At 42.2% G+C, this 24530-nt stretch carries 24 protein-coding genes; 3 read left to right on the top strand and 21 right to left on the bottom strand.

From position 1 onward, the window contains the following. Nucleotides 1–34: 34 nt before the first annotated feature. The 7 genes from MKY14_RS06595 to MKY14_RS06565 all read right to left on the bottom strand — a co-directional run bounded on the left by MKY14_RS06595 (nucleotide 35) and on the right by MKY14_RS06565 (nucleotide 6644). Nucleotides 35–982: an ABC transporter substrate-binding protein gene (locus tag MKY14_RS06595; RefSeq protein ID WP_339187062.1), complete on the bottom strand. Its 948-nt coding sequence runs from the start codon at nucleotides 980–982 to the stop codon at nucleotides 35–37. Nucleotides 983–1007: 25 nt separating this feature from the next. Next, a complete protein-coding gene (locus tag MKY14_RS06590) occupies nucleotides 1008–2057 on the bottom strand; it encodes an NAD(P)/FAD-dependent oxidoreductase (protein ID WP_076277347.1) in 1050 nt (349 codons plus the stop codon). A 25-nt stretch (nucleotides 2058–2082) separates the two neighbouring features. After that, a complete protein-coding gene (locus MKY14_RS06585; RefSeq protein ID WP_339187060.1) occupies nucleotides 2083–3393 on the bottom strand; it encodes an NtaA/DmoA family FMN-dependent monooxygenase in 1311 nt (436 codons plus the stop codon). Between the two features lie 208 nt (nucleotides 3394–3601). Continuing rightward, on the bottom strand, nucleotides 3602–4399 hold the full coding sequence (locus MKY14_RS06580) for an AraC family transcriptional regulator (RefSeq protein ID WP_254848963.1): 798 nt from the start codon (nucleotides 4397–4399) through the stop codon (nucleotides 3602–3604). Between the two features lie 155 nt (nucleotides 4400–4554). After that, complete coding sequence (locus MKY14_RS06575) at nucleotides 4555–4839, bottom strand: HesB/YadR/YfhF family protein (protein WP_076217679.1); 285 nt, start codon at nucleotides 4837–4839, stop codon at nucleotides 4555–4557. Between the two features lie 23 nt (nucleotides 4840–4862). After that, entirely contained in the window at nucleotides 4863–5219 is a 357-nt protein-coding gene (locus MKY14_RS06570) for a HesB/IscA family protein (RefSeq protein WP_076130520.1), read from the bottom strand. A 21-nt stretch (nucleotides 5220–5240) separates the two neighbouring features. Then, nucleotides 5241–6644, bottom strand: coding sequence for an MFS transporter (locus MKY14_RS06565; RefSeq protein WP_076184920.1), 1404 nt, complete (start codon nucleotides 6642–6644; stop codon nucleotides 5241–5243). Nucleotides 6645–6810: 166 nt separating this feature from the next. Here MKY14_RS06565 and MKY14_RS06560 point away from each other — a divergent pair, with 166 nt between their 5' ends. Further along, on the top strand, nucleotides 6811–7494 hold the full coding sequence (locus tag MKY14_RS06560; protein WP_076217678.1) for a helix-turn-helix transcriptional regulator: 684 nt from the start codon (nucleotides 6811–6813) through the stop codon (nucleotides 7492–7494). Nucleotides 7495–7803: 309 nt separating this feature from the next. Further along, nucleotides 7804–8616, top strand: coding sequence for a class I SAM-dependent methyltransferase (locus MKY14_RS06555; RefSeq protein WP_076130506.1), 813 nt, complete (start codon nucleotides 7804–7806; stop codon nucleotides 8614–8616). Nucleotides 8617–8708: 92 nt separating this feature from the next. Here MKY14_RS06555 and MKY14_RS06550 read toward each other — a convergent pair whose 3' ends face one another. The 14 genes from MKY14_RS06550 to MKY14_RS06490 form a co-directional block, all read right to left on the bottom strand. Then, a complete protein-coding gene (locus MKY14_RS06550) occupies nucleotides 8709–8900 on the bottom strand; it encodes a hypothetical protein (protein ID WP_076130505.1) in 192 nt (63 codons plus the stop codon). A gap of 128 nt (nucleotides 8901–9028) precedes the next feature. Next, entirely contained in the window at nucleotides 9029–9292 is a 264-nt protein-coding gene (locus MKY14_RS06545; protein WP_076190298.1) for a hypothetical protein, read from the bottom strand. 154 nt (nucleotides 9293–9446) lie between these two features. Then, complete coding sequence (locus MKY14_RS06540; RefSeq protein ID WP_076130504.1) at nucleotides 9447–10034, bottom strand: DUF1349 domain-containing protein; 588 nt, start codon at nucleotides 10032–10034, stop codon at nucleotides 9447–9449. 137 nt (nucleotides 10035–10171) lie between these two features. Then, nucleotides 10172–11182 (bottom strand): phosphotransferase enzyme family protein, encoded by a 1011-nt coding sequence (locus MKY14_RS06535; RefSeq protein WP_076130503.1) that lies wholly within the window; start codon nucleotides 11180–11182, stop codon nucleotides 10172–10174. Between the two features lie 175 nt (nucleotides 11183–11357). After that, entirely contained in the window at nucleotides 11358–11471 is a 114-nt protein-coding gene (locus MKY14_RS30780; protein ID WP_143759848.1) for an RCC1-like domain-containing protein, read from the bottom strand. 23 nt (nucleotides 11472–11494) lie between these two features. Continuing rightward, nucleotides 11495–12214: a trehalose operon repressor gene (gene treR, locus MKY14_RS06530; RefSeq protein ID WP_036677129.1), complete on the bottom strand. Its 720-nt coding sequence runs from the start codon at nucleotides 12212–12214 to the stop codon at nucleotides 11495–11497. 164 nt (nucleotides 12215–12378) lie between these two features. Next, nucleotides 12379–14349, bottom strand: coding sequence for a PTS system trehalose-specific EIIBC component (gene treP, locus MKY14_RS06525; protein ID WP_076130501.1), 1971 nt, complete (start codon nucleotides 14347–14349; stop codon nucleotides 12379–12381). Between the two features lie 50 nt (nucleotides 14350–14399). Beyond that, the gene (gene treC / locus MKY14_RS06520) at nucleotides 14400–16103 is read right to left on the bottom strand and encodes an alpha,alpha-phosphotrehalase (protein ID WP_340976025.1); all 1704 of its coding nucleotides are present in this window, start codon (nucleotides 16101–16103) and stop codon (nucleotides 14400–14402) included. Nucleotides 16104–16489: 386 nt separating this feature from the next. Continuing rightward, on the bottom strand, nucleotides 16490–17677 hold the full coding sequence (gene deoB / locus MKY14_RS06515; protein ID WP_076278532.1) for a phosphopentomutase: 1188 nt from the start codon (nucleotides 17675–17677) through the stop codon (nucleotides 16490–16492). A 20-nt stretch (nucleotides 17678–17697) separates the two neighbouring features. After that, nucleotides 17698–18879, bottom strand: coding sequence for a NupC/NupG family nucleoside CNT transporter (locus MKY14_RS06510; RefSeq protein WP_036677141.1), 1182 nt, complete (start codon nucleotides 18877–18879; stop codon nucleotides 17698–17700). Nucleotides 18880–18894: 15 nt separating this feature from the next. Further along, nucleotides 18895–20199: a purine/pyrimidine permease gene (locus MKY14_RS06505; RefSeq protein ID WP_339167871.1), complete on the bottom strand. Its 1305-nt coding sequence runs from the start codon at nucleotides 20197–20199 to the stop codon at nucleotides 18895–18897. Nucleotides 20200–20246: 47 nt separating this feature from the next. Further along, entirely contained in the window at nucleotides 20247–20954 is a 708-nt protein-coding gene (deoD, locus tag MKY14_RS06500; protein ID WP_076130497.1) for a purine-nucleoside phosphorylase, read from the bottom strand. A gap of 161 nt (nucleotides 20955–21115) precedes the next feature. Then, a complete protein-coding gene (locus MKY14_RS06495) occupies nucleotides 21116–22549 on the bottom strand; it encodes a helix-turn-helix domain-containing protein (protein ID WP_076278529.1) in 1434 nt (477 codons plus the stop codon). A gap of 118 nt (nucleotides 22550–22667) precedes the next feature. Then, entirely contained in the window at nucleotides 22668–23219 is a 552-nt protein-coding gene (locus tag MKY14_RS06490; protein WP_076217672.1) for a biotin transporter BioY, read from the bottom strand. Between the two features lie 247 nt (nucleotides 23220–23466). Here MKY14_RS06490 and MKY14_RS06485 point away from each other — a divergent pair, with 247 nt between their 5' ends. Then, the gene (locus MKY14_RS06485; protein ID WP_340976021.1) at nucleotides 23467–24444 is read left to right on the top strand and encodes a biotin--[acetyl-CoA-carboxylase] ligase; all 978 of its coding nucleotides are present in this window, start codon (nucleotides 23467–23469) and stop codon (nucleotides 24442–24444) included. Nucleotides 24445–24530 lie beyond the last annotated feature (86 nt).

Raw genomic sequence — 24530 nt, 5'->3', positions numbered from 1 at the left:
CCTAAAAGGTGCAATCGGATTTTTTAATATAAATTTATTGTTCAGACGCCAATTGCAGAAAATGATCTGCAGCCAAACGGACAGCCAGGATACTTGCGCTATTAAGTGAGTTATCAAAGATAAGAACATGATTGTTTTTCACTGCTTCCAGTGAGTTCCACACGTTCGAAGTTTCCTTGTCCTTGATGGCTGCCTTTGCGATATCCATATCATGCTGGATAATAATATAATCAGGATTCATGCTGTATATCCCTTCCAGAGAAAGGGCCCCTCCCTCTTCAGGATATCCCTTCGGTGGCAACAACCCAAAGCCTACTGTTTGATTGTAGTACATCGTGTTTTTAGAGCCTTGAGCATTAAAATTAGCTTTTCCGTCGACCCGTAGTAAAGCAAAGGTTTTATTCTCAAGACTACTTAGCTGTTCTTTTGTTTTTGCAATCATTTCTTGGGTTTCCTTAATGGCTTGTTCCGCTAATGTCTCTTTACCAACAATCTGAGCACACAGCATCGTCGTTTTTTCCCAGGTATCGGTGTAGTCAATTAAGATGACTGGTGCAATCTTATTCAACTCTTCATAATTGCTATCAACAGAACCCTTGAAGGTTACAATCACATCAGGCTTTGCATCCATGATCATTTCCAGATTCGCATTGCTGCTGCCCAAATCAATGATTTCAGCAGTTCCAGCGTAAGGCTGTAAAGTAGCAAAATCCTTCATCGCTTCCGCTGCGTTAGTTGATGCGATTGGAGGCGTATCAAGAGCAAAAAAGTAATCTAAATACAAGGGATGCAGAACCGCTATACGCTCAGGTCGTGTCTCGAGCACCACTCCATTGTCGCTGGCATCCGCAATTGTTCTTGGCCATCCTGCTTCTTCGATCTTGCCAACTTCTGGTGTAGGCGTGACTGAAGTTTCGGAACACCCAGCCAGTAATCCTACTAGTATAATTAAGGATGCAATCCATCCATATAGTCTTTTCATTTGGCTCCCCCTTGAGTTGTTATCATTACTGTCTGTATAAATGCTTCATTAAATCACGGTTTTTCTGCGTGAACAGGTCATTATGTGAAGACACCATCCCGGACGAATTTGCCTCCGGTGTGATGTATTGTTTGGCTTGGTTTACCGCATTGGCAGCATCCTGGAATGCCCCCGCGATCAGGTGCAGTTTCCCATCATGATGTAGAACATCCCCTGCCGCATAAATACCCGGCACGGATGTCCCGCTCATTACTGATCCTGAAATCCGGTGTTCCCACAGATCCATTTTAATTTCACTGTTCACCAGCAGTTCTTTGTCGCGCTCATAACCGTGATTAATGATGACCTCATCGACAGACAGCTCAAATCCCTCTCCGTTGTCATTACTTTTTAGCAGTACAGTCCCTATTCTTTCGTGATCCGGTGTGGCAATCAACTTTTCGATTGAAGTATTTAACAAGCACTCTACGCCATTGTTTGCCAAGCGTGAAATATCGGCTTCATGCCCCTTTAAGTTCTCTTTCCGGTACGTCAGAAACACCTTTTTGGCAATCGGAGCCAGTTCATTCGCCCAGTCAACAGCAGAATGGCCGCCTCCCGATATTAGGATAGTCTTCTCTTTAAAGCGGGCAAGTGACTTCACCGTATAATGCAAATTTGTGATTTCGAATCTTTCGGCACCCTCGATTTCGAGCTTGATCGGCTTCAGAATGCCTCCTCCAATGGCCAATATGACAGTTTTAGTGAAATGCTTCCGGTTTGCGGCCGTGTGTAAAATAAAGTAACCTGCTTCATCTTTCGAGATGGATGTGACCTTTTCATTAAAGGCAACCTCCGGTTGGAAAGTCATCCCTTGACCAACCATTTGTTCAATAAGCTGTGAGCCAAGAATAGGCTGTAAGCCTCCCACGTCCCAGATCATCTTTTCCGGATAGACATGCACCTTGCCGCCAAGCACAGGTTGGAATTCTATAATTTTGGTTTTCATTTCACGGAGTCCGCTATAAAATGCAGCAAATAATCCAGCCGGACCGCCGCCAATAATCGTAACATCAAACAATTCCTCTTCATGCATCGTTCAATCGCCTCATTTCTCTTTTTTAAATCCCTAAATGCTCACGGAAAGTGCTACCCGTATATTCGCTCCGGAATAAGTCTCTTTCAACCAGCTCCGGTACCAACTTCTCAAAAAACAGCTCCATAGATTGTTCCGAACCGCCTGGCAGGGCGATGAAGCCATCTATAGCCCCCGCTTCAAACCGTTCAATAATATCGTTCAGCACATCCTCGACTGTCCCGACAGATACCCAATGTGCAGATCCGACAACCTCCGGCCTGTCCAAGATTTCTTTCACTGTAGGCTGATTTTTAATAATATACCGCCGTAACAACTCAGCATGAGTCCGGCTGCGGACGGCCTGACTGGAATCGGGTAACATATCGGCAGTTACTCGCTTATCTAAGGGATAACCGCTTAAATCAAGACCCAGCACCGATTTAAGCGAAGCATGTCTGCGTTCAAGGCTTAAATTCGCATGTGCAGCTTTATGTAATTCAAGTGCTTCTTCGCGCGTATCGGCCAGGAAAAAATATAAGCCCGGCAAAACTTTGATAGCATCCGGATCACGGCCCTGCTCAGCCGCTTTTCTTCTCAGATCATTCCTTAGTTCCACTCCCGATTCGATATCCGGCATTGCGGCAAAAATAGCATCAGCTACAGATGAGGCGAAATTCCGTCCAATATCCGAAGCCCCAGCTTGGAATAGCGGCGGCGTTCCTGACTTGTGAGCAGGCAAAGTAAGCGGCCCTTTTACACTGAAAAATTCCCCGGAATGATTAATGGCAGTCACTTTATCCTTATCCGAAAACATACCTGACTGACGGTCGATAACAATCGCTTCATTCGGAAAACTCTCCCAAAGCTTGCATACAACATCCGTGAACTCCATAGCCTTGGCATATCTCTCTTCCGGTGACGGCATAGGTGAGTCGCTGAAATTATCGGCGCCTTCAATAGAAGTGACAATATTCCAGCCGGCGCGTCCATTGCTCAGCCAGTGTAAGGACTGCAGCTGCCTTGCAACAACATACGGCGGATTAAAAGTAGTGGAAATCGTCGTTACCAGTCCGATCCGCTCGGTTTCACGAGCTATCGCTGCAAAAAACAATGCAGGGTCTGGGCTGCCGAAATTTGAGGAATCTCCTAACATCTGCGGACTAACATACAGATAATCAGCTCTGAAAAGAAAATCGAGCTTTGAATTCTCCGCCATTTTTGCCAAATCAATATAGTAATCAATAGAATCCATCTTTTCTACTCCGCTATCCGGGTGCCGCCAGCCGTCTCCTTTCATCCAGGTTGCATTTAAGGACAGGCCAATACATAATTGTTTGGGTCTTTTTTCTGTCATATCTACCAGCCTTTCATTTATAAATCAATTTACTGATAATGATTCTCAGTTACAAAGGTGAGTTTATCAAAAATTTAAATAAATTCAAATGTACAAATCTCAAATCCAGCATGCATCATTATTTAATCTAAATAAAAAAAGTCTGCACTTCTGGCTTATCACCAGTAGCTGCAGACGTAGTTCAAGTACAAGAAGCTCATTATGTACATTATTTATAGGCAGAGGGAGAAACACCGAATTTCTTTTTGAATAATCGGCTGAAATATAGTGGATTGTCATAACCGACACGGTCAGCAATCTCGCGGATAGGAAAATTACCTGCTTTGAGTAATTCACAGGCCCGTTCCAAACGATAATTAACAACATAGTCGATGGGTCGTAGTCCCGTATATTTATGAAAGAGGTAAGAGAAGCGGTTGGCACTCATTGCATGCTGTTCCGCTAACTCACCAAGTGTAAGTGAATTCATATAATGAAGTTTAATATACGCAAGGGCTTCGTCTACCATTCTTTGATTCGGAGAACGATCGTTCTCTCTGTAACTGCACGCAATCAGAACCTGGTGCATCAGGCTTAAGAACAACTCCTTGATACGCAGCTTCCCAATTTCTCCGGATGGATGGGCATTCTGATGGAGCATAATTAGTAATTCAATAATTTTTAGATTCGCTCCCGGCTCCAGTTTGAAATGAGAGTCAAATTCGTGAGTACTATTCAATTCTTCCGGCATATCCAATTTATAAAAAAGGGAGTAATACTCGAGCTCAGATTGTCCTATAACCTGCGAATCCATCTGCATGCCCGGAGCAGCATGAAAAACTGATCCTGGTCGTAATTCATATACCGTTCCATTCACACATATTCTGGCTCCCCCGCGAATGATAAATAGAAATCCATGCTTAACGGTGGTGAATTCACTTAATAAGCTTTTGGGCTGGATGACTAAGCGGCTTCTATCTTCTATTTCATAGACACCTTTAGTAAATGCCTTTGCTAATTTGTCCAAATTTATCAATGCTCTGCACCTGCTTCCTAGCACCATGCTTCTTATAAAAATCAGATCCAATTCCGATATTTATTTAAAACAGTATAGACAATAGTATGCGAAATTGCTAGAAGTGTAGTAGATATTCTACTGTACACTGCAACCCAAGAAGATGCTCAGGAGATTTTGCTTGAAAATATGCCGTTTTCATTACAATCAATTTGAAGAAGTTCATCCTGTAAAATCCAAACATCAGTTTTTTCAACAAAGAAATGAAATCCGCCAATGGATTGAACCCATGCGGGATCGATCGGTGTAGCACTTGCATTAATTCCAACAGTGAAAGCATCAGAGCCTCCACCGGCATATTTTGCGTAAATTCTTACATATTGCCCCTCTTCCAAACCCCATTCATTCTTAAATGAATCCAATGCTTTTTCGGATACTGCAAATGATATCATTCCTCTTCTCTCCTTCCTGCTGTTTAATCACATTTTTTTATTTCGCCACGATAATTGGCCATTCTGAAACTGGCTCCGCATCCACATGAAGCTTTTGCATTAGGGTTATTCATAGTGAATCCGCCTACCATTCCACTCTCTTCATAGTCAATTTCAAGACCGTCAATATATGGAATACTATTCGGGTGAACCAATATACTAAAATCTTGTTTATTTAATATAATATCCTCTTCTGCTTGCTGCTCATCCACGACTAGGGTATAGGATAGTCCACTGCATCCCCCTTCATCAACACCCACTCTTAGAAATGGATTTCGGATATTCGCACTTGATAAGATTTCGGCGATTTTTTCTGATGCTTTGTCACTGACCTCGATGATCATTGTGAACTCCTCCTTCGTTTATTTGTTTTTCAAACCTAAAGATTGAATACCCGTTCCTATCTGTTCAGCTACTGGTGAGATCCGAGTGCTCGCAAATAAACTCATTACAATCAACAAGAGATGGAAACCCATTGCTACAATTAATCCGGATTGGAGTGACATTCCGCCAGCCTGACAAACCACAAGGATGGAACCGCCGATCCCGATAACTACACCGGGTGTAAAAGAATCCGCAAATTGCAGATTTGCCGAGGTGTTGCCGACACCTCCTTCTCCTGTCTGAGAAAACGCCACAACACCGCTAATCGGATGCGCCAATCCAATGCCGATTCCAGCGATGATCTGTCCAATAACTGCTACGGTAACGGTCACAACGGGTATCCAAAATACGATAGTAATCCCTATGGCAAGCAGCAATACACCCAGAATAATTCGCGTATGCCGTCCACGGCCCTGATCTGCCGAATCCCACCGTCCTTGCAGATACGCTATGACGCACCAACTCAACGCAGCACTCGCTACAATCAATCCGGCCTGAGAAGGCGTTATTCCTTTCACATCGATTAGAGCCAATACCAAGAAATTCTGTGTGCTGGTATAGGCAGCGAAGAACAGCCCACGTGTTGCCAGAATAGCTGGCATGCCTCTTCGAAGCGTAAGAGTTCCCTTCGGTAGCAGTTTGCGGAGCGGAAATATCATAAGTACTAAGCCGATAATGACTAAAACAAATCCCATAATGCTCGGAAGCATGCTTAGACCAACTAAGAAAATCCCTGTACCCATCGTTAACAGTAACGCATTCCAAGTTGATGAAGCTCCGATATCCCCTTGCGTCTTCGGTGTTTTTAATTTCGTGAACGCAGGTAAACTAAGCAGTGCTGAAATCATCAGGATCGGTAATATTCCCCAGAAAACAAACCGCCAGGACCACTGATCTGCGATAAGACCTGCAACGTATGGACCGAGCATGGACGGAAGAACATAGGCCGTACCAAATGCTCCGAGTATTTTGGCGCGTAATTCATCCGGGTAGCTTAAGGATATTGCTGTGTACACACAAGTCATCATAGCTCCGGCACCCAAACCCTGCATGGCCCGTGATCCTATCATGGTATACATATCGCCTGATGTTGCGGCAGCAATCAACCCAACGATAAACAAAAGAAGTGCGATAGTGAACGGTACTGCAGGTCCTCTTCTATCTATGATTCGACCGACGACCAGAGTTCCGATAATCTGCGCAAGCAGATACGTACTGAATATCCAGCCAAACAGGCTAAGGCCGTTCAAATCTCCAGCAATTGAAGGGGCAATGGTGGTTACGGACAGTCCTTCGAATCCAACGGCCATCACTGACAGAATAATACCTATGGATAGTGCAAAATAACGTGGGCTGAAAATACTTTGATGATTAGACGACATGAAATGTGACCTCCAAGAAAATTGGTATGTATACATCGTATCCGGACACTTAGTAAACATTTTTGTTTATAATGTCTAAGCTACAGTTCAGCTTTGACTTTGTCAACATTTTTGTTTAAAATGTAGTCTGTGATGTAGATTTAGTTGTTTCAGTAGGAGGTGCAACGTGAGCCGAAATCAAACCAAAAAGGATGTCTCAACCAAGACCCGAAGAGCGATCATTGATTTGTTAAAGCAACAAGGGGGAATGGATGTTATGGCACTCTCCTCCCAGTTTTCGCTATCTGGAATGGCTATTCGTCAACATTTGAATGCGCTGAAAGAAGAAGGGCTGGTTACTAATATAGAAGAGTCCCGTCCCATGGGGCGGCCCACCAAGCTATGGATCTTAACCCCCGCGGCCGATCGGTTTTTTCCAAGCGGATATTCGGATTTATCCGTCAGTCTGATCCATTCCATGAAAGAAGCTTTCGGAAATGAGGGGCTGGACAAGCTGCTGGCTGTTCGAAATAAGAATATGCAAGAACAATATCTTCAGCATCTTGGTGATACAGCAGACGTTAGAGAGAAGCTGGAGAAACTGGCCGAGATTCGAACAAATGAAGGGTATATGGCCGAGGTTAAGGAGCAGGATGATGGCAGTCTTTTATTCATTGAGAAACATTGCCCGATCTGTGAAGCTGCTGCTGTATGTACCGGGTTATGCAAAAATGAGTTACATCTATTTAAAACTGTTCTAGGTAATAATGTTCATATTGAACGGGGGGAGTACATATTAGCGGGAGGAAGAAACTGTGTTTATACGGTTAGACAAAATAAGCTCTTGTTTCCAAGCTGCCATGCCGAATGACCGCGCCACTAAGGGAAGGTGTTCCCGTTGAAATATTCATAATTTGAAGCGGTACCCTGCAGCGGTTTTACATATTGTAACAAATTCGTGGGGCATAACTTTCCTTTTCTGATACGGTCATATCATGCTTTATTTCACAATTGGGAATTTTAGTGGGAAATTTTGGATGGATATGTTCATGGGAAAATGGTAGATTATTCTATGGTTAATCCCTCAGCTTGTTCGTGTTCGATATATGTTATTGGGATTACGCGCAAGTCGGGAGATATGTTTAGGCTTATATAATCTATATTTGGGGCGGGTGTCTGCATGGACAAAAATTCTGGTTATAGAACAAACGTTATAGGCGCTGGTGAGGTTGGCGTCGCCATCTCGGTCGATATGGATACGAATACTATTCATGAAACAAACAGCTTATTTTGGGATACAAAAGGAAATGAAGTTTTAGGAGCTACTGCACTTCCTCTTTATGGAGCATTTGTATCGGAAGAACAATGCCAACTTTTTGGTGATGTCTCAGGGAAAAAGTTGCTGGAGATAGGCTGTGGAAGCGGTCAATCTTTGCAATATCTGGGGGAACGCAATGCATCTGAACTATGGGGTACGGATATAGCAGAGAACCAAATCGAAAAGACTAGGCAACTTTTGACGGAGCACGGTCTTTCAGCAAAATTGATCTGCTCACCCATGGAAGAAGAATGTGGCCTGCCAGAGGATTATTTTGACTTTGTATATTCGGTTTATGCCATAGGCTGGACAACTGACCTTGAGGGTACTTTTAGCCGGATTGCTTCTTACCTTAAAAAAGATGGATCATTTATTTTCAGCTGGTCTCACCCTATACACAAATGTGTTGTTGCAGAAAATGATATGCTTGTTTTTAAAAAATGTTATTTCGATGAATCTTGGTATTCAGTATCTCTTGATGAAAGTACGCTAACTTTATCGGATCGTAAATTATCAACTTATGTGAATGCGCTATCTAAAGCTGGATTTGTTATTGAGCAAATGATTGAGCAATCTGATGATGAACTTATGCAGTCGCGGGACGATAAAAGCGATTTTGCAAAAAAAGCAAAGATGCTTCCTGTAACTTTTGTAATTAAAGCAAGAAAACTCTAGCATCTGATACCTATTGAACAACCTTACAACGTAAAAATTATTTTTCTAAGCCGATCCAGAAAAGGATCGGCTTATTTGATAGCTTTTTAAGATCAATCTTGTCTGTTCTCAACAGATTTCATGCGGTTTTGATCATCTGGCACTCGGTCATTACTGAATTCCTGGCCTGCTTCTGCTTCACCATGACCGGAAGCACTTCGGGCAAAATTTGTGAACTGCCTCTTCTGCTCATCCAGCTTGTGTTTACTTTTAAGAAGCTCCTGCGGATCTTGATTTGTCATCATTATCACCTCGCAAAATAGATTCATGCTGTTTATTCGCACTACATAAGTTTTCCATAATAGGGCGGTGCTTATGCAAGATAAAAAAACTCCTGCTCACCATAAGCAGAAGTTTCTAAATGAAGTTCTAGTTAACGAAAAATATCAATTATTTTATGCAAAACAAGGTATTCCAAAACAACAATTCCACCGCAAATGAGTATAAAAAACTGAAGTCTTGCCGTATTCATTCTATCCTTCCAATACTCTCCCCGGAATAATGAAATGATGTTAGGTGTAAAAGTATGCCTAATCGATTCGTTATAATCATCATTATCCACGAAGAACACGCGAAACAAAAATATATATACTGGAATATTTAAGAACAGTAATAAAATGATCATCACAAGACTCATTGTCCTCGCCTCCCAAGATCCAATTATCCTAATTTTACCACATGGGTAACTGTAGAAATCGGAAACTGATGACAACTTTATACCGCTCATAAAAAAAGACCTTCCTTTTAGGAAGGCTCTATTGAGTAATGTTCACTTTCAGCTGCGTAAACGACTATTTATGCTCCAACCACTTACACTCTGTAATTTCCATTTCGGTGAAAACACCTTTAAATGAAGAATTCTCTGGGCTACAAGCATATAAGCCAAAATTTATTTCCTCATTCCCTTCAAACAAATGAAAAATACGCATCTGTTCAAATGTAGTCCCGTCCAAAGAGCTTTCAATACAGAAATCACTTTCGCGTCGACTTAGTCTATAATACATAGTTTTAATGTTTGCATCGATATCAGTTGTTGCCCAATCTGAATATCCGTGATTTGTAACCACACTTCCAAGTCTTTGGAATTCCTCATTTTCATATTCTACCGATGCCTTGAACCAATTATCACTGTCCTGATAGATGACTATCCCACACTGCTCGTATCTATGTGTACTATCATAATCTGTTCTTACTATAAATGAAAAATACTTCTCAGCAGTTTTCATTAACAGTGCAGGTGAATTATCATTTCTAAAACCATAATAGGTTCGTTGCCAAAAATCTGTATTCGGCATCGTTACAAATTCAATCCTGTTTTCTGTAATAGAATAATCATTGATTGGATTTATCCAAAAAAGCTGTTCTTTATCAAAGTTCATTGCTCTACTCCTCACTTTTTATAAAGTTTTGTCAACCATTTTCATTGCTAAGATTCCAAATACAATTTAAATAGTTTTCAGCAGTTCATCCTAATAATACCATTTGAAAAATATAACGCACATCATTTTCTAATCTTTTATTTTGAAGTATCCAGAGAATTAAATAAAAAGGTTGTCCCGTTTACATACGCTCTCAAAATCGCTTGAGCATATGGCTGCTCTTCAATCAAACCCTCGGTCTCTAGCGGATTCTCTGCATGAAAGCTATAGGCTTCGATTATTGCCATGACTAAGAAGCACTCTAGCTTCATTATATATTCATTTTCCAGCTTCCTGATTCTCTGATATCCTTCGACGAAATAAGCTCTCTGTGTTGGGTATAATCCCATAATAGCCTGAGCTATATCGTAAAGATGATAGCCGAAGCCACACCTGCCAAAATCGATAGGATACGGTTCATTATCCCGAAAAATGACATTTCCATTATGTAAGTCCGCGTGGATCATCCCATAATTTTGTTCATGTCTTGTGAACGTTTCGAGACATGTTGCCACTTTAGTGGCGGCTGCGGAATATAACTTAAAACCCTCATCCGATATGAAATGTTTGCGATGTAGACTTAGGTGATCCCAGTCCCGTTTAAAGCTCAGTACACCCCAAGAAGGGCGAGTAAAACCGCTGGAAGGACTAAAATCAGAGCTGGCCTCATGAAGCTTTGCCATCAATGATCCTATTTTACGGATGCCCTGCTCCGTTAGTTCGCTTTTGTCTACATGCTTTCCCTCGACCCATCTCATTAAGCTCGAATAAAACCGTTGTCCGTCACACACCGACGCTTCCGTAATAAAGGTCCCTTCACGATTGATTACAGCTTCGGGCAAGAGGAGGCCCTTACTCTTCAAAGCGAACAACCACTCAATTTCTGAAATGGTTCCTTCGCGTTGTTTGTTATCCGGGTGAATGCGGAGCAAGAACTGTTCCCCCACATCGTTTACAATGCGGAAGGTGACATGTTCGGATACTTGAATGAAGTGAATGGAGTTCCAGTCTATTTCATATTCCTGTAAAGCATGAAACGCCGCTTGTTTTACTTGCCTCAGAGTTCGGTGTCGGTTCTCCTCAGTATTGATCCGAAAGCCATTATTCATTGCTTATCTCCTTTGTCTACCATACTTCCATCATTTTAACAGTCTAGACGGATAGCTGTAATGATAAAGAATGAATATGAAAAGAGTTTTCTCTTTTTGACTCACCTATAAAAATAGGGAATTCATTGCCACTTAGGCATGAAATTCCCTACTCTTCAAATCTAATAAGATTCTTCTACAAGCGAAATTGCAACAGGTTCTGCTGGCCCTCATTGTTCGCTCCCCATATCCATACGTTTTCATCGCTTTTCAGAGCCATGCTATGCAAGGCACCAGCGGATACACTGATAACTGGGACACCCTCGGATCAGCTTATCGCCTCACCCTTCGAGCAAAATCCACGAACTGGAATTTATCCAGCCGGTGTCTAGACTCGGTATATTGGTAAAGCACCGTGTTCTCCAAATACACATAGTTTCGTACTACTACAATATGCGTAAAATTCTTCAAATCGAGCAGTCTATGATCCTCCTCGGTAGAAGGCTCAACGGATATCAGCTTCTTCGCATAACTGATCTTAAGACCCAATTCCAGCTCCAGATATTCATAGATTGAGCCTTCCGCGATTTCCTCACTCAGAAAGGAAACAATGTCCGCACGAAAATAATCCTTATCCAAAATGATCCGTTCACCTTCAATTTCCCTGGCGCGAACAACCTTCCAAATCAGAGTTTCAGGTGGAATCTGCAGATGTCTTGCGATTGCGGAGCCTGCCGGCTCTTGTATCGTCCGCTCTACCAGTGTCCGTGAGGCAGTACCCAGGGTATCGGCCATCTCTTTAAATGAAATCAAACCGGTAACAGGGAAATCCATTCGGGTCATGTCAAGCACAAAGGAGCCTCTGCCCTTAATTTTGTGAATATATCCTTCACGGAAAAGTAGATTCAGCGCTTTGCGCACGGTCTCTCGTGAAGTGGCGTAAGCTTCGGCGAGTTCACTTTCGGAAGGCAGCTTGGTTCCCGGCAGCAGTTGTCCAGAATGGATTTGGTTGCTGTATTCATTATAAATTTGCAAATATTTATTTTCTCTCAATTTTGATCACCGCCCTTTATTGTATCACGTCATGCCTTTGGAAGCATCGATTCAATTGGAGGGGAATTTATAGCGTTGAACATATAAATTCTTATATTTATAGAAAAACAGCCCCCAAGGGGCTGTCTTTCTAAAGTATAAAGTCTTTGCCAATATAGCCTTTATCAACCCTTGAGATGAATAGTCAAGATACTTGTTTGTTTGGCCGTAGCTGGTCCGGTCTTCTCCTCGATCTTCTCGACCATCTCCTGACCTGCAGGAATGATGATTGGAGTAATCACCGGGTAACCTGCTGCGCGGATAGCTTCCATATCAAATTCTAGTAGAAGCTCTCCTGCTTGCACCTTATCACCAATATTCTTCAGGCTGGTAAAACCGCTACCTTTAAGCGCCACCGTGTTAATTCCAACGTGGATTAATACCTGAACACCGCTGGCATGCTCCAGTATAAGCGCATGTTTGCTCTTAATCACATGGGCTACTGTAGCATCAAAGGGAGCATATACTTTCCCCTCAGAAGGTTCGATTGCAATTCCCTCACCCATTTGCTTTTCAGCAAAGGCAGGATCGGGCACCTGTTCCAGCGATACTGCAGTTCCACTAAGCGGTGAGACAAGCTCCAGAATATTAACTGATTCCTGTGACCCTTGAACGGAATGACGGCTGCTCAATTCCTCTGGTTCGCTCGTAGTACTAGAAGCCTCTGTAGCTGTGTTCTTTTCGGAACGACCCACTACAGAACGTCCGTACAATACTGTGGCGGCAAATGGCACAACGAGAACAATAACCATGCCAATAAAGAAAACGCCCCACTGATTCGGGAAAATCGAAAGGAAACCGGGAATTCCCCCTACGCCAATGGATGAAGCTCGAACCTGGTTAACGGTAAGGAGCATACCGGCAATTGCTGAGCCGATCATCCCGAAGATGAAAGGATAGCGATAGCGGATATTCACCCCAAAGATTGCCGGTTCAGTCACACCGAGGAACGCAGAGACGGAAGACGTAGCCGCCAAACCTTTTGCCTTTTGTTCTCTAACAACGAACATCATCGCCAGTGCCGCAGCGCCTTGCGCAATATTGGAGAGCGCCAGCATCGGCCAGAGGAAGGTGCCTCCCTCACTGCCGATGAGCTGAACATCGACTGCCAAGAAAGTATGATGCATCCCAGTGATGACCAGAAGTGCATAGAATCCACCATAGATCAAACCACCAAGGAGCGCAAAATGATCAAATACATAGATCAAACCCGAGGTGATAGCATTGGCAATGGCGAACGTAACGGGTCCGATAATGGTGAAGGCCAGAAAACCTGTAACCAGCAGGGTCACTGGAGCAACGACCAGTAGTTTAATGGAATCAAGCACCCGGCGGTTGAGGAACTTCTCCAGTCTAGCCAGAATATAGGCCGAAACCAGTACAGGCAATACTTGCCCCTGATAACCGATCTTCTCCAAATGCCAGCCGAACAAATTCCAGGTCGGAACGGTTCCCTCAGTTGAAGCACTTGCATAACTGTAGGCACTTAATAGATCCGGATGTACGAGAATGAGACCCAGCACGATTCCGAGCAGAGGACTGCCCCCGAAACGTGTAACAGCTGCCCAACCGATAAGGGCTGGTAAAAAGGTGAAGGCTGTGCTGGCAATCGTGTTAATAATCGCAGCAATGTCTTTCCATGCAGGATAGACATCTACCAATGACTTACTATCAAAAAAGATACCAGGTCCGGTCAAAATATTATTAATCCCAAGCAGCAAACCTGCGGTTACGATGGCCGGAAGAATCGGAATAAAAATATCAGCCAGTGTTTTGATCGCCCGCTGCAATGGATTCTGTTTCCGTGCTGCCGCTGATTTCACGTCATCCTTGGAAGAGCGGGCACCACCAGTGATTTGAATCATTTCATCGTATACTTTATCTACAGTTCCTGGTCCGATAACGATCTGGAACTGCCCTTGCGTAGAGAATTGTCCTTTTACGAGTTCGTTACGGTCCAGGGCTTCCGAATCCACCTTGCTCTCGTCATACAGCGAGAATCTCAGCCGGGTTACACAATGCGTCGCAACCTCAATATTCTCCTTGCCCCCAACCGCCCGTACAATATCTTCAACATTTTTGCGGTCTATAGCCATATCTTCACTCCTTACAAAATTGATGTGTGCTCCTTCTCAAGTACACCTCGTTAGCGGACTAACCACATGTAGGAAGCATAAGGACTAAGCTGAAGCTCTTGTGTTAATGATGGTGCATCTGCTGTATTCCCAATCAGAAGCTCGTCCTTACCACTTGGCGACAATTCAGTCCAGTGATTGTCTTTAAAGCGGAAAGAGATCTCTTTACTGCTGAAGTTCGAGACCACAACAAGTGTCTCTCCATCTCCTGTTCTGGCGTAAGCGAAGACTTCAGGATGACCTTCATCGAGTCTCTTAAAAATACCATCTATGAATACTCCATACTCCTTGCGTAGTGCAATCAGTTTGCGGTAATGGTGGAAGATGGAATCAGGGTTTTCCAGTTCCTTCTGCACATTGATGTCTGGATACCGCTCATCTACCTTCAACCATGGAGTACCAGTGGTAAATCCGGCATTCCGGCTGTCATCCCACTGCATCGGCGTACGTGAATTGTCCCGCGAACGTTCCTGTAGAATGCTGAGGGCAACCTCCGGGCTTTTCCCCTGTTCACACAGAATGCGGTACATATTTAGTGACTCAATGTCGCGGAACTCATCGATGCTTTTCCATACCGGATTCGGCATACCGATTTCTTCCCCTTGATATACATAAGGTGTTCCCTGAAGGCCATGCAGAGTTGTCGCGAGCAGCTTGGCGCTTTCCACACGGTAGACCTTATCATCAGCGAATCTGGAAAGGGCACGTGGTTGATCATGATTGTTAAAAAATAGTGCGTTCCAGCCTCCGCCTTTCTGCATTCCGGTCTGCCATTGCGCGAACAACCGTTTCATTGCCTCGAAATCATAAGGCATCAGTTCCCACTTCTGTCCATTCGGATAGTCGACTTTTAAATGATGAAAATTGAAGGTCATGGAAAATTCCCGCTCTTCAGGACTTGAGTACCGAATACAATGCTCCAGTGTAGTTGAGGACATCTCTCCTACAGTCACCATCTCAAACGGACCAAACACCTCTTCATACATTGCTTTGATGTATGCATGGACCTGTGGACCGTCAGTATAGAATTTACGTCCATCCCCCGGTGGAACACTCCCGTCATCGTTAGGGAAGCGCTGATCTTTGGAGATTAAATTAATTACATCCATGCGGAAGCCGTCGACACCCTTTTTAGCCCAGAATAACATCATATCATTCACTGCTCTACGTACCTTCTCATTCTCCCAGTTCAGATCCGCTTGGGTTTTATCGAAGAGAGTAAGATAATATTGTCCCGACGCTTCGTCGAACTGCCAGGCAGGCCCCCCGAACTTCGACTGCCAGTTGTTGGGTAAGCCGCCGTCCGGAGCCGGGTCCTTCCAAATATAGTAATCACGGAAAGGGTTGTTCCTGCTTGAAATGGACTGTTTGAACCACTCATGTTCAGTCGAGGTATGATTAACCACGATATCGATCATTAGCTTCATTTCGCGTCTATGCAGTTCCTGTATTAGCTCGTCAAAATCCTCCATCGTACCGAAATCCGGGTTAATATTTTCATAATCTGCTACATCGTAACCGTTATCATGTTGCGGCGAAACATAAACCGGCTGTAACCAGACAATATCGATTCCAAGCTTCTGCAAATAATCTAATTTCTCAATAAGTCCTTTAATATCTCCTGTTCCGTTGCCTGTAGTGTCCTTAAAGCTTTTCGGGTACACCTGATACACCGTGGAGCGGCGCCACCATTCCGAATACTGGGACTGACTCAAGTTGAACACCTCCAAAAAGAATTCCTATATTTCAACCATTAAACCTGTATATACAAGTTCAAACACTTCACACAGTTTAAACCTGTATATACAGGTTGTCAATACTATTACTATCGAAGGAGTGGCATGAGTAGAAACTAGATTATTTATAACGTTGTATTAGAATGCGATTCATCGAAAAAAGGGTTAACGACAGGTGGCTCTAAAATTAACCCCTTTAATAATTGATTATTACCCTAATATTTGATCCGTAATAACAAAAAAAGCCGCTTTCTCGGCAGCTTTTTAGATACAAAGATATGTAGATAAAAAAACAAACAGGATACCTTTTACTAATACAAGTTAGGTATCCTGTTTCTATTCAAAGTGTCTATTCAAATTATAGTTTATTTAAGCTCCTGTAGGAGGCTCTTACCAAATTGGGGCATGGTCACAACAAAGTTATCAGCAACTGTTGCTCCAATATCCGAAAAAGTCCTCGATATAGGCAGCTCCCCTTGTCGATTGAAACTCTTACTGTAGAGGAGTAAAGGAACATATTCACGGGTGTGATCCGTACCCGCATGAATGGGATCATTGCCATGGTCTGCCGTAATTATAAGAAGATCATCTTCGCATAGTTCTGCTAGAACTTCATGTAAACGATCATCAAATTCTTCCAGCGCTTTCCCATACCCGATCGGATCTCTACGATGGCCATAAAGTGCATCAAAATCAACAAGATTCAAGAAACTAAGTCCTGTAAAATCAGTATGAAGGGTCTCCATGAGTTTATCCATGCCATCCATGTTAGACACTGTTCTGAAAGACTTGGTGACACCTTCCCCATCGTATATATCTGAGATCTTGCCAATCGCTAGTACATCGAACCCGGCATCCTTGAGCTCATTCATCACGGTTCTTCCATAAGGCTTCAAGGCATAATCATGACGGTTCGATGTTCTTTTGAAATTTCCGGGCTGCCCGAGGAAGGGTCTAGCAATCACTCTGCCTAGCATGTACTCCTCACGTAAAGTAATCTCTCTGGCAATCTCACAGATTTGATACAGTTCTTCCAAAGGAATAACCTCTTCATGAGCCGCAATCTGAATCACGGAATCTGCAGAAGTATAGACAATGAGTGCGCCTGTGTTCATATGCTCTTGTCCAAGCTCATCGAGAATAGCTGTACCACTAGCGGGTTTATTCCCAATCACCTTTCGTCCTGTTCTTTCTTCTAATTCATTAATTAATTCATAAGGAAACCCTTCAGAAAACACTTTGAAAGGAACATCAATTCGTAGGCCCATGATTTCCCAGTGACCTGTCATCGTATCCTTTCCATTAGAAGCTTCCTGCATTTTGGTCCAATAAGCTAAAGGGCGCTCCACTTTGGGAACTCCGGGTATTGAGTCAATATGACTTAACCCTAGCTTGGATAACGCAGGAACATGTAGCCCATTCATTTTTTCTGCAATATGCCGTAATGTATGTGATCCTGCATCCCCAAACTTTTCAGCATCTGGAGCTTCACCAATGCCTACAGAATCCATAACGATGACGAAAATCCGCTTAAACCGGGGTGTTTGTTTCATGTTAATACTCCTTGCTACAACTAGAATATGATACCGATAATCAAAGCTGATAAAACGCTTACAAGTGTGGCGCCAAATAACAGCTTTAATCCAAATCGTGCGACGATATTCCCTTGCTTTTCATTCAATCCCTTCACTGCACCCACAATGGTACCAATCGACCCAAAGTTAGCAAATGAGATTAGAAAAACGGAGACAATGGCTGTAGTACGGCCACTTAAACCTTCTTGAATCTTAACAAAGTCAAGCATAGCAACGAATTCATTCGCAACAAGCTTTGTCGCCATAATACTACCGGCCTCAACAGCTTCATGCCATGGCACACCGATAAGAAAGGCGATGGGTGCAAAGACGTAGCCTAACACTCCTTGGAACGAAATTCCGAATATGCCACTGAAGACCCCGTTAATCAAAGCAATGATTCCCACAAAACCAACTAACATTACCCCAACTACTATGGCTACTTTAAAGCCATCCATAATATATTCGCCTAGCATTTCAAAAAACGTTTGTTTTTCTTCTACCTGAACTTCAACAATATCTTCTTCAGGTGTAACTTCATACGGATTAATGATGGATGAAATGATAAATCCGCCAAATAGGTTTAATATCAATGCAGCTACTACATACCGAGGTTCTAGCATCGTCATATAGGAACCAACGATTGACATGGATACCGTAGACATTGCAGACGCACATAATGTATACAAGCGATGTTTTGGCAATAGTCCAAGCTGGTTTTTCACCGAAATAAATACTTCATTTTGTCCGACAATTGCGGCTGCAACTGCATTATAAGATTCCAATTTACCCATGCCATTTATTTTACTCAGTACCAGTCCAATATACTTTATAATGAATGGCAGTATTTTGTAATGTTGCAAAATCCCTATCAATGCTGACATAAAAACAATGGGCATCAAAACATAAAGGAAAAATGTATGCGCCCCTTCATTTGCAATGCCGCCAAACACAAAGTCAGTACCTTCATTGGCGTATCCAAGTAATTTTGCAAAACTATCAGCAAACCCTTTAATCAAAAATTCTCCAATGCTCGTTTTTAGGATAATTAATCCTAAACCTATCTGAATAGCAATCATTACAATGATTGGACGATATTTAATCTTTTTCTTATTGTTACTTCCTAGCCATGCCAGTAATAGAACAATAACCAGACCAGCAATAGAAATTAGATAATGCATTTTTAGCCCTCCAAATTATCGGTTAATTTTCTTGGAATCCTCATATCGAAATGCATCTTTCCACATTAACCCTTGTTCCAAAATAATCGCTAACAGGCTCCCGCATATTAATCCATTATTTAAAATGGCTATCACGATCGGAGATAAATGGGCCGTAGCTGATGCAGGAATAAACATTAAACCTACACCCACTAAAAGGGAAAGCCCACTGACAATAAATGTTCGCTCTTCATGAATAACCTTTTTCAATTCCTTTAGCGCTAGTCCGACCATCTTCACAAAAATGACGAAGGTAACAGAATAGCCTATGGGAGCTGGAATCGCAGATATGAAATTCATCATAGGCGGAAACAAGGATATTGAGATCACTAAGCTGCAGCCTATTAAAAATGATTTGCGCTCCCTCATCCCTGTTTGCTCAACATATCCCGCCGCTCCCGAAATAGGGACTGAGCCGACCGCTCCTAAACCACCACTAATAAGATGCGTAATTCCAGAAGTAAACCCGGCGCGCAAATAACGACGATGATCCCCTTGCTTTGGTTTCATAACGGTCTCCATCAAACGGATGGATGCCACTGCATTGGTTATTAATAATAGGGTTAGTAAAAATGCAGTAGTAATTGTCCCGGCATCGAATCGGGGTGTTCCAAATGGGAATATTTCCGGCAGCTTAAATAGAGTATCCGCACGAGAAACCGCCGGCATACTACCGCAGATTATAAATAATAGGCAGCCTATCACTATACTGAGAATTATTGAAAACTGGCTTAGTAATACAAAGCGGCTGTTGCCTAACCAAAAGGTAATGCAGACCACGATCACACTAAGGATGAATACTTTAACATCTAACATGGTGTGGGCTATGGTAATCCCCATCATCCCTTTCATAAAAGATCCGCTTAATTGAAAGATCAATAAAAGTAAATAAATAAAGGTGATGGTTGGAGTAAAAAGACGAGCGATTTTATCCATTAGCTTAAATGCTGAAATTAGGATAAACAACACTCCGCTAATGATCATCGCTCCACTTAAAGACTGTAAAGCGCCGTTGTTAGAGGAATAGAGTCCCCCCACTAAACTCGCGTAAATGGTAAAAATGCTCCACCATAACCCTGCCGGACCTTCATGAATAGGGAATTTATGACCCATCAGGCCTTGTAAAAATCCAGCTATTGCTAAAGTAATCATGGTGCTCTGAATGAGTCCAGAAGTCTCTATGGGTGTTAAGTTATATAAATCTGCGATAGCAATGGGTGCAGCAATTGCACCAGCGATCATAAAAATCATCCACTGCAATCCTGACAGTATTACCTTCATTTCTTTTTCACTCTCTTTTCTAACAACACTGCACTCTTATCAATAAATCAGCCTTCAACGACTGTGTTAAGAGCTACTTCGACCATTTCATAAAAGGATTGTTCACTTTCTTTATGAGTTAGGTGCTCCTGTCTTAACAATTGACTGCCGACGGTCAAAATCGATAACGCTTTTACACCATATTTAGCGGCTAAAGTGTATAGGGCGGTACTTTCCATTTCTACAGCTAATACACCGAAATCCATGAACTTATGAAGCCGATCTAAATTTTCACGATAGAATTCATCAGAATTATAGATGTTACCAACAAACACCTTTGCATTTTTAGCTTGTGCTTGTTGATATGCTTTCATTAGCAATGAGAAATCTGCCGTTGGTGCAAAATTACAGCCATGAAAGATCTTTTCCGTCATATTACTGTCTGAAGATACTGCTTGGGCTAATATAATATCGCGGATATTGATATCTTCCTGCATCGCGCCACATGTACCAATGCGAATCAATTTCTTAACTTCATAATCGACGATCAATTCTGTTGCATAGATACTCATCGATGGATTTCCCATCCCTGTCCCCTGAACCGACACAGGCACACCCTTGTATAATCCAGTGTATCCATACATCCCTCTTACTTCGTTATAACAATAAGCCTCCTCTAAAAAGTGTTCTGCCACAAACTTTGCACGTAAAGGATCTCCTGGCAGCAAAACGAGCTCTGCTATTTCTCCCTTATTTGCACCTAAATGCCTACTCATAGTTCTTCCTCCAACTTTTAATAGTAAACTGAGGTTTACCGAAATCGCTTTCCACTTGCCTTCAAGTAAAATCAGTTTCGAAACTAGATTGAGCATAAGGTTTTTTAACATTACAAACTAGACCAAAAACTTACGGAGCTTACGGAAAATAATTGGTCAAATTATAAAAGCAGTTCTTTACGAATGTTGTCTAAATCTCTTTTAGAGGGGATCGTGGAAATAATAACAACAGGCACTGTCGTTAATGCAACCGGGATATTACTAATGACAAGATCGATATTATTTTGCTGCATGATCTCGTCGGTCAAGCCCTTCATTATGGAAGTATTAAGGATCAACTGATCCCCAATTTCCTTCTTTATCAAATCTGCTATGTAATGACGAATTGAAAATTCTTCCCCGATCACTAAAAAGGCCCTCTTACTTTTATAACGTAAACTCGAGCGGACAATTAAGGTTAGCTTTGTTAAATGAAAATGATTAAACAAAACGGAAGGGTAAGTTTTATTCCACGTTTGCATACAGGTTTGCAATTCTTGATAAATCTGTTGGCATTCCTTTTGAACATATGTTGTTAAATGACTTGTTGAAATCATCATCCATTCAGGAATGGCATTTTCGATTAATAGCTTGTCAAAGAACCCGTAAATCTCCAAAATAAACCGTTCTTGCATATCTAAGTTCGGGTATACCTTTGCTAATAACATTAGAAGCAGATTCCCCATTTGATATTCTTCTTTATCCTTGTGTAATTCGACTTCTTTCATCGGAGTGATCTCTGACCCTTCATAATAATGATATTGGCTGAGACTAACCATGGATTGCATAAAGAATATTTCACTGTTTGGAAATTCAAGGGACAGCATATCCTCAAGACGTTTTGCAATAGTTTTCACTGGAAAATAAAACATCCCCTTTTCCCAAGGGTAAGCATTTTCGTCGATTTTTACACATTTTCCTTTAGCCACTCTTTCTATAACAATGGCCAACAAAAACGATAATCTCCTTTTGGAATTGATAAAATATACAATGTTATTCTCATTTTCTATATTTGTGATTAACTGATTAATATAAGCAAAATCAACATTCGCAAAGGGCCAGCCTGTAAACTCATACGCATCACAATATAACTTCCAATAAAAATATCGAATATTCATTTCATTCCCTTTAATCATGGGGGTAGAAAAACTAATGCGTAGCTTATAAGCTTTTAGATCATCATTATTTAATTGCACAATCAATTTCTTTAAAGACGAGGTACTCATAAACATGGCTTCGGAGAGCTCTTCCACTGACAGTCGACCCACATTCGTAAACAAAAAATCCATCAGCCGATAAAAGATGGTTTGTCTGAACATAGAAGAAATCACTTCACTAATCGTACTTCGCCCATCACGTTGAAGAACTATTCCCTTTCCTCTAGAAACCTCAATGGTTACAGTAGATGGTAATTGCTTGCTGATTTCCTCCACCATCTTCCGGATGGTCTTATCAGAGATCCCTAAACTTTTTTCGATTTCCGCTAAGGTAAACCATCTATGTTCTGTATCAAGCAGCGTTAATAGTTGACTAGCTAAATTAAATCCCTTATCCATTTTTCTACACCCACTTCAATTTCGTTTTAATTTTTATAGTATAAACAAATTCGCAACCATACCCTATTATTTTTCAATAAAAAAACCCGGGTTTTATTTACCCGAGTTTCAAATCACATTATATTTGTGTTTTTTCTTCAATAGGGCTAATTGCTTTCAACTGCATCGTTATGACGGCTGCAATAACGGCTTTGATGATGTCTCCCGGAAGAAAGGCCAACGCTCCGACAAGACCAGCCCAGATCGAAGTATTGGTTAACAATGCCATGACAGGGGCACCAATCAGACTCACTAGTAATACACCGAAGATTATGTTGATAGCTACCAGCTTCCAAGTTCGAACCTTCGGCCAGATTTTTTCGGAATACCAGCCAATAAGGCCGGCCGCGATTGGAAAACTAAATATGTATCCTGCAGAAGGTCCAACTAACACCGCGATTCCGCCGCGACCGCCAGTCAGTACAGGCAGCCCAATGGCTACTAGTATGATGAAAATAATGAGACTGAGGGCGCCCATCCGTTTCCCCAGAAAACATCCAGCCAACATGACGCCAAGCGTCTGGGCAGTGATCGGAACGGGGATGAAGCCGAGGGGGATGGGCGGTATCATCCCCAATACCGCGATAAGTGCTGCGAATAATGCAGCATAAATAAGTTCTTTTGTCTTCAAAAAAATGACCTCCATTGGATATCAATGATTGTATTCTGGTTAGTAAATACGTCCAGTAAGCTGAATTATAATGGAGTTATTCTTTATTGTAAACCATAAATTAATATATGGTTTACAATAGAATAAAATACCATGCTTGAGTTTTTCCTATTGTTATATAGAATTAGAGTATTCAGTCGCAATCGTTGGATGTTAATCTATTCAATGGGTTTTGGTCGGAGAGTTATACTTTTGGAGGTTTAAGTTCATGACAGTAAAAGAACATATTCTTGCCTTGCTCGACAGTAATAAGGGTGAATATTTTTCCGGCGAGGAAATAGCCGTTCAGTTATCCGTGACGCGCAGCGCGGTCTGGAAAGCCATAAAATCTTTACAGACAGACGGTTATTCCATACAAGCTGTAACCAATAAAGGATATTCCATGTCACCACAAACGGATATCTTATCAGCCAGTGCAATTTCAAAGTACCTGGATACTCGGGGGCAAAAGTTACGTGTTGAAGTCTTTAAGACCATATCTTCCACGAATGAAGCCGTAAAAAACCTTGCCTCAAATGGAGAAGCTGAAGGTAAAGTGATTCTTTCGGAAGAACAAACAGCTGGTCGCGGGCGAATGGGCCGGAAATTTTTTTCTCCACCTGGAACGGGTATCTATATGAGCATCCTGCTGCGTCCCAAGCTGTCCGCAACAGACTCAGCTTTATTGACCACTTGCGCCGCAGTAGCTGTAGCCCTTTCTATCGAGAGCGTATCCGGTAAAGAAACGCAGATTAAATGGGTAAATGACGTTTTTATGGAAGGTAAAAAAGTATGCGGGATCCTTACCGAAGCATCCGTCTCATTGGAAAACGGCTGGCTTGATTATGCTGTCCTCGGCATCGGTATCAATGTAGTCCTCCCTTCCGAAGGCTTTCCCAATGATCTTACCGAGATTGCAACAACTGTAATTTCAGAAAACAATCCTTATGGTGATCTGCGCAACCGTCTCGTTGCAGAAGTACTAAACCATTTCATGAGATATTATGAACATTTAACGGACAGATTGTTTCTTTCCGAATACAAAAAAAGGTTAATTTCACTTGGCGAACCTGTGACCGTGATAAAGGATAATGAACAACGTAAAGCAACAGCCATTGATATCGATGACGATTGCCATCTGAAAGTCAGATATGAGAATGGTGACGAGGAATATCTTTCAAGTGGAGAAGTCAGCATTAAAATTTAACTGGAGCTTCGCCTCCAAAGCAGCTAGTGCTGCCTCATGGCAGGCTGCTTCATCATACGAGCCAAAAAAACCTTGCTGATCCAAGG

This window comes from Paenibacillus sp. FSL R5-0887 (assembly GCF_038002305.1).
GTDB lineage: Bacteria > Bacillota > Bacilli > Paenibacillales > Paenibacillaceae > Paenibacillus_AQ > Paenibacillus_AQ odorifer.
This window is presented reverse-complemented; position numbering and strand designations above follow the sequence as displayed.

Bases quoted from the DNA above. Each gene is read 5' to 3' on its own strand.
- MKY14_RS06595 (WP_339187062.1), bottom strand. From the start codon at position 982: ATGAAAAGACTATATGGATGGATTGCATCCTTAATTATACTAGTAGGA.
- MKY14_RS06590 (WP_076277347.1), bottom strand. From the start codon at position 2,057: ATGCATGAAGAGGAATTGTTTGATGTTACGATTATTGGCGGCGGTCCG.
- MKY14_RS06585 (WP_339187060.1), bottom strand. From the start codon at position 3,393: ATGACAGAAAAAAGACCCAAACAATTATGTATTGGCCTGTCCTTAAAT.
- MKY14_RS06575 (WP_076217679.1), bottom strand. From the start codon at position 4,839: ATGATATCATTTGCAGTATCCGAAAAAGCATTGGATTCATTTAAGAAT.
- MKY14_RS06565 (WP_076184920.1), bottom strand. From the start codon at position 6,644: ATGTCGTCTAATCATCAAAGTATTTTCAGCCCACGTTATTTTGCACTA.
- MKY14_RS06555 (WP_076130506.1), top strand. From the start codon at position 7,804: ATGGACAAAAATTCTGGTTATAGAACAAACGTTATAGGCGCTGGTGAG.
- MKY14_RS06550 (WP_076130505.1), bottom strand. From the start codon at position 8,900: ATGATGACAAATCAAGATCCGCAGGAGCTTCTTAAAAGTAAACACAAG.
- MKY14_RS06545 (WP_076190298.1), bottom strand. From the start codon at position 9,292: ATGAGTCTTGTGATGATCATTTTATTACTGTTCTTAAATATTCCAGTA.
- MKY14_RS06540 (WP_076130504.1), bottom strand. From the start codon at position 10,034: ATGAACTTTGATAAAGAACAGCTTTTTTGGATAAATCCAATCAATGAT.
- MKY14_RS06535 (WP_076130503.1), bottom strand. From the start codon at position 11,182: ATGAATAATGGCTTTCGGATCAATACTGAGGAGAACCGACACCGAACT.
- treP (WP_076130501.1), bottom strand. From the start codon at position 14,349: ATGGCTATAGACCGCAAAAATGTTGAAGATATTGTACGGGCGGTTGGG.
- deoB (WP_076278532.1), bottom strand. From the start codon at position 17,677: ATGAAACAAACACCCCGGTTTAAGCGGATTTTCGTCATCGTTATGGAT.
- MKY14_RS06510 (WP_036677141.1), bottom strand. From the start codon at position 18,879: ATGCATTATCTAATTTCTATTGCTGGTCTGGTTATTGTTCTATTACTG.
- MKY14_RS06505 (WP_339167871.1), bottom strand. From the start codon at position 20,199: ATGAAGGTAATACTGTCAGGATTGCAGTGGATGATTTTTATGATCGCT.
- deoD (WP_076130497.1), bottom strand. From the start codon at position 20,954: ATGAGTAGGCATTTAGGTGCAAATAAGGGAGAAATAGCAGAGCTCGTT.
- MKY14_RS06495 (WP_076278529.1), bottom strand. From the start codon at position 22,549: ATGGATAAGGGATTTAATTTAGCTAGTCAACTATTAACGCTGCTTGAT.
- MKY14_RS06485 (WP_340976021.1), top strand. From the start codon at position 23,467: ATGACAGTAAAAGAACATATTCTTGCCTTGCTCGACAGTAATAAGGGT.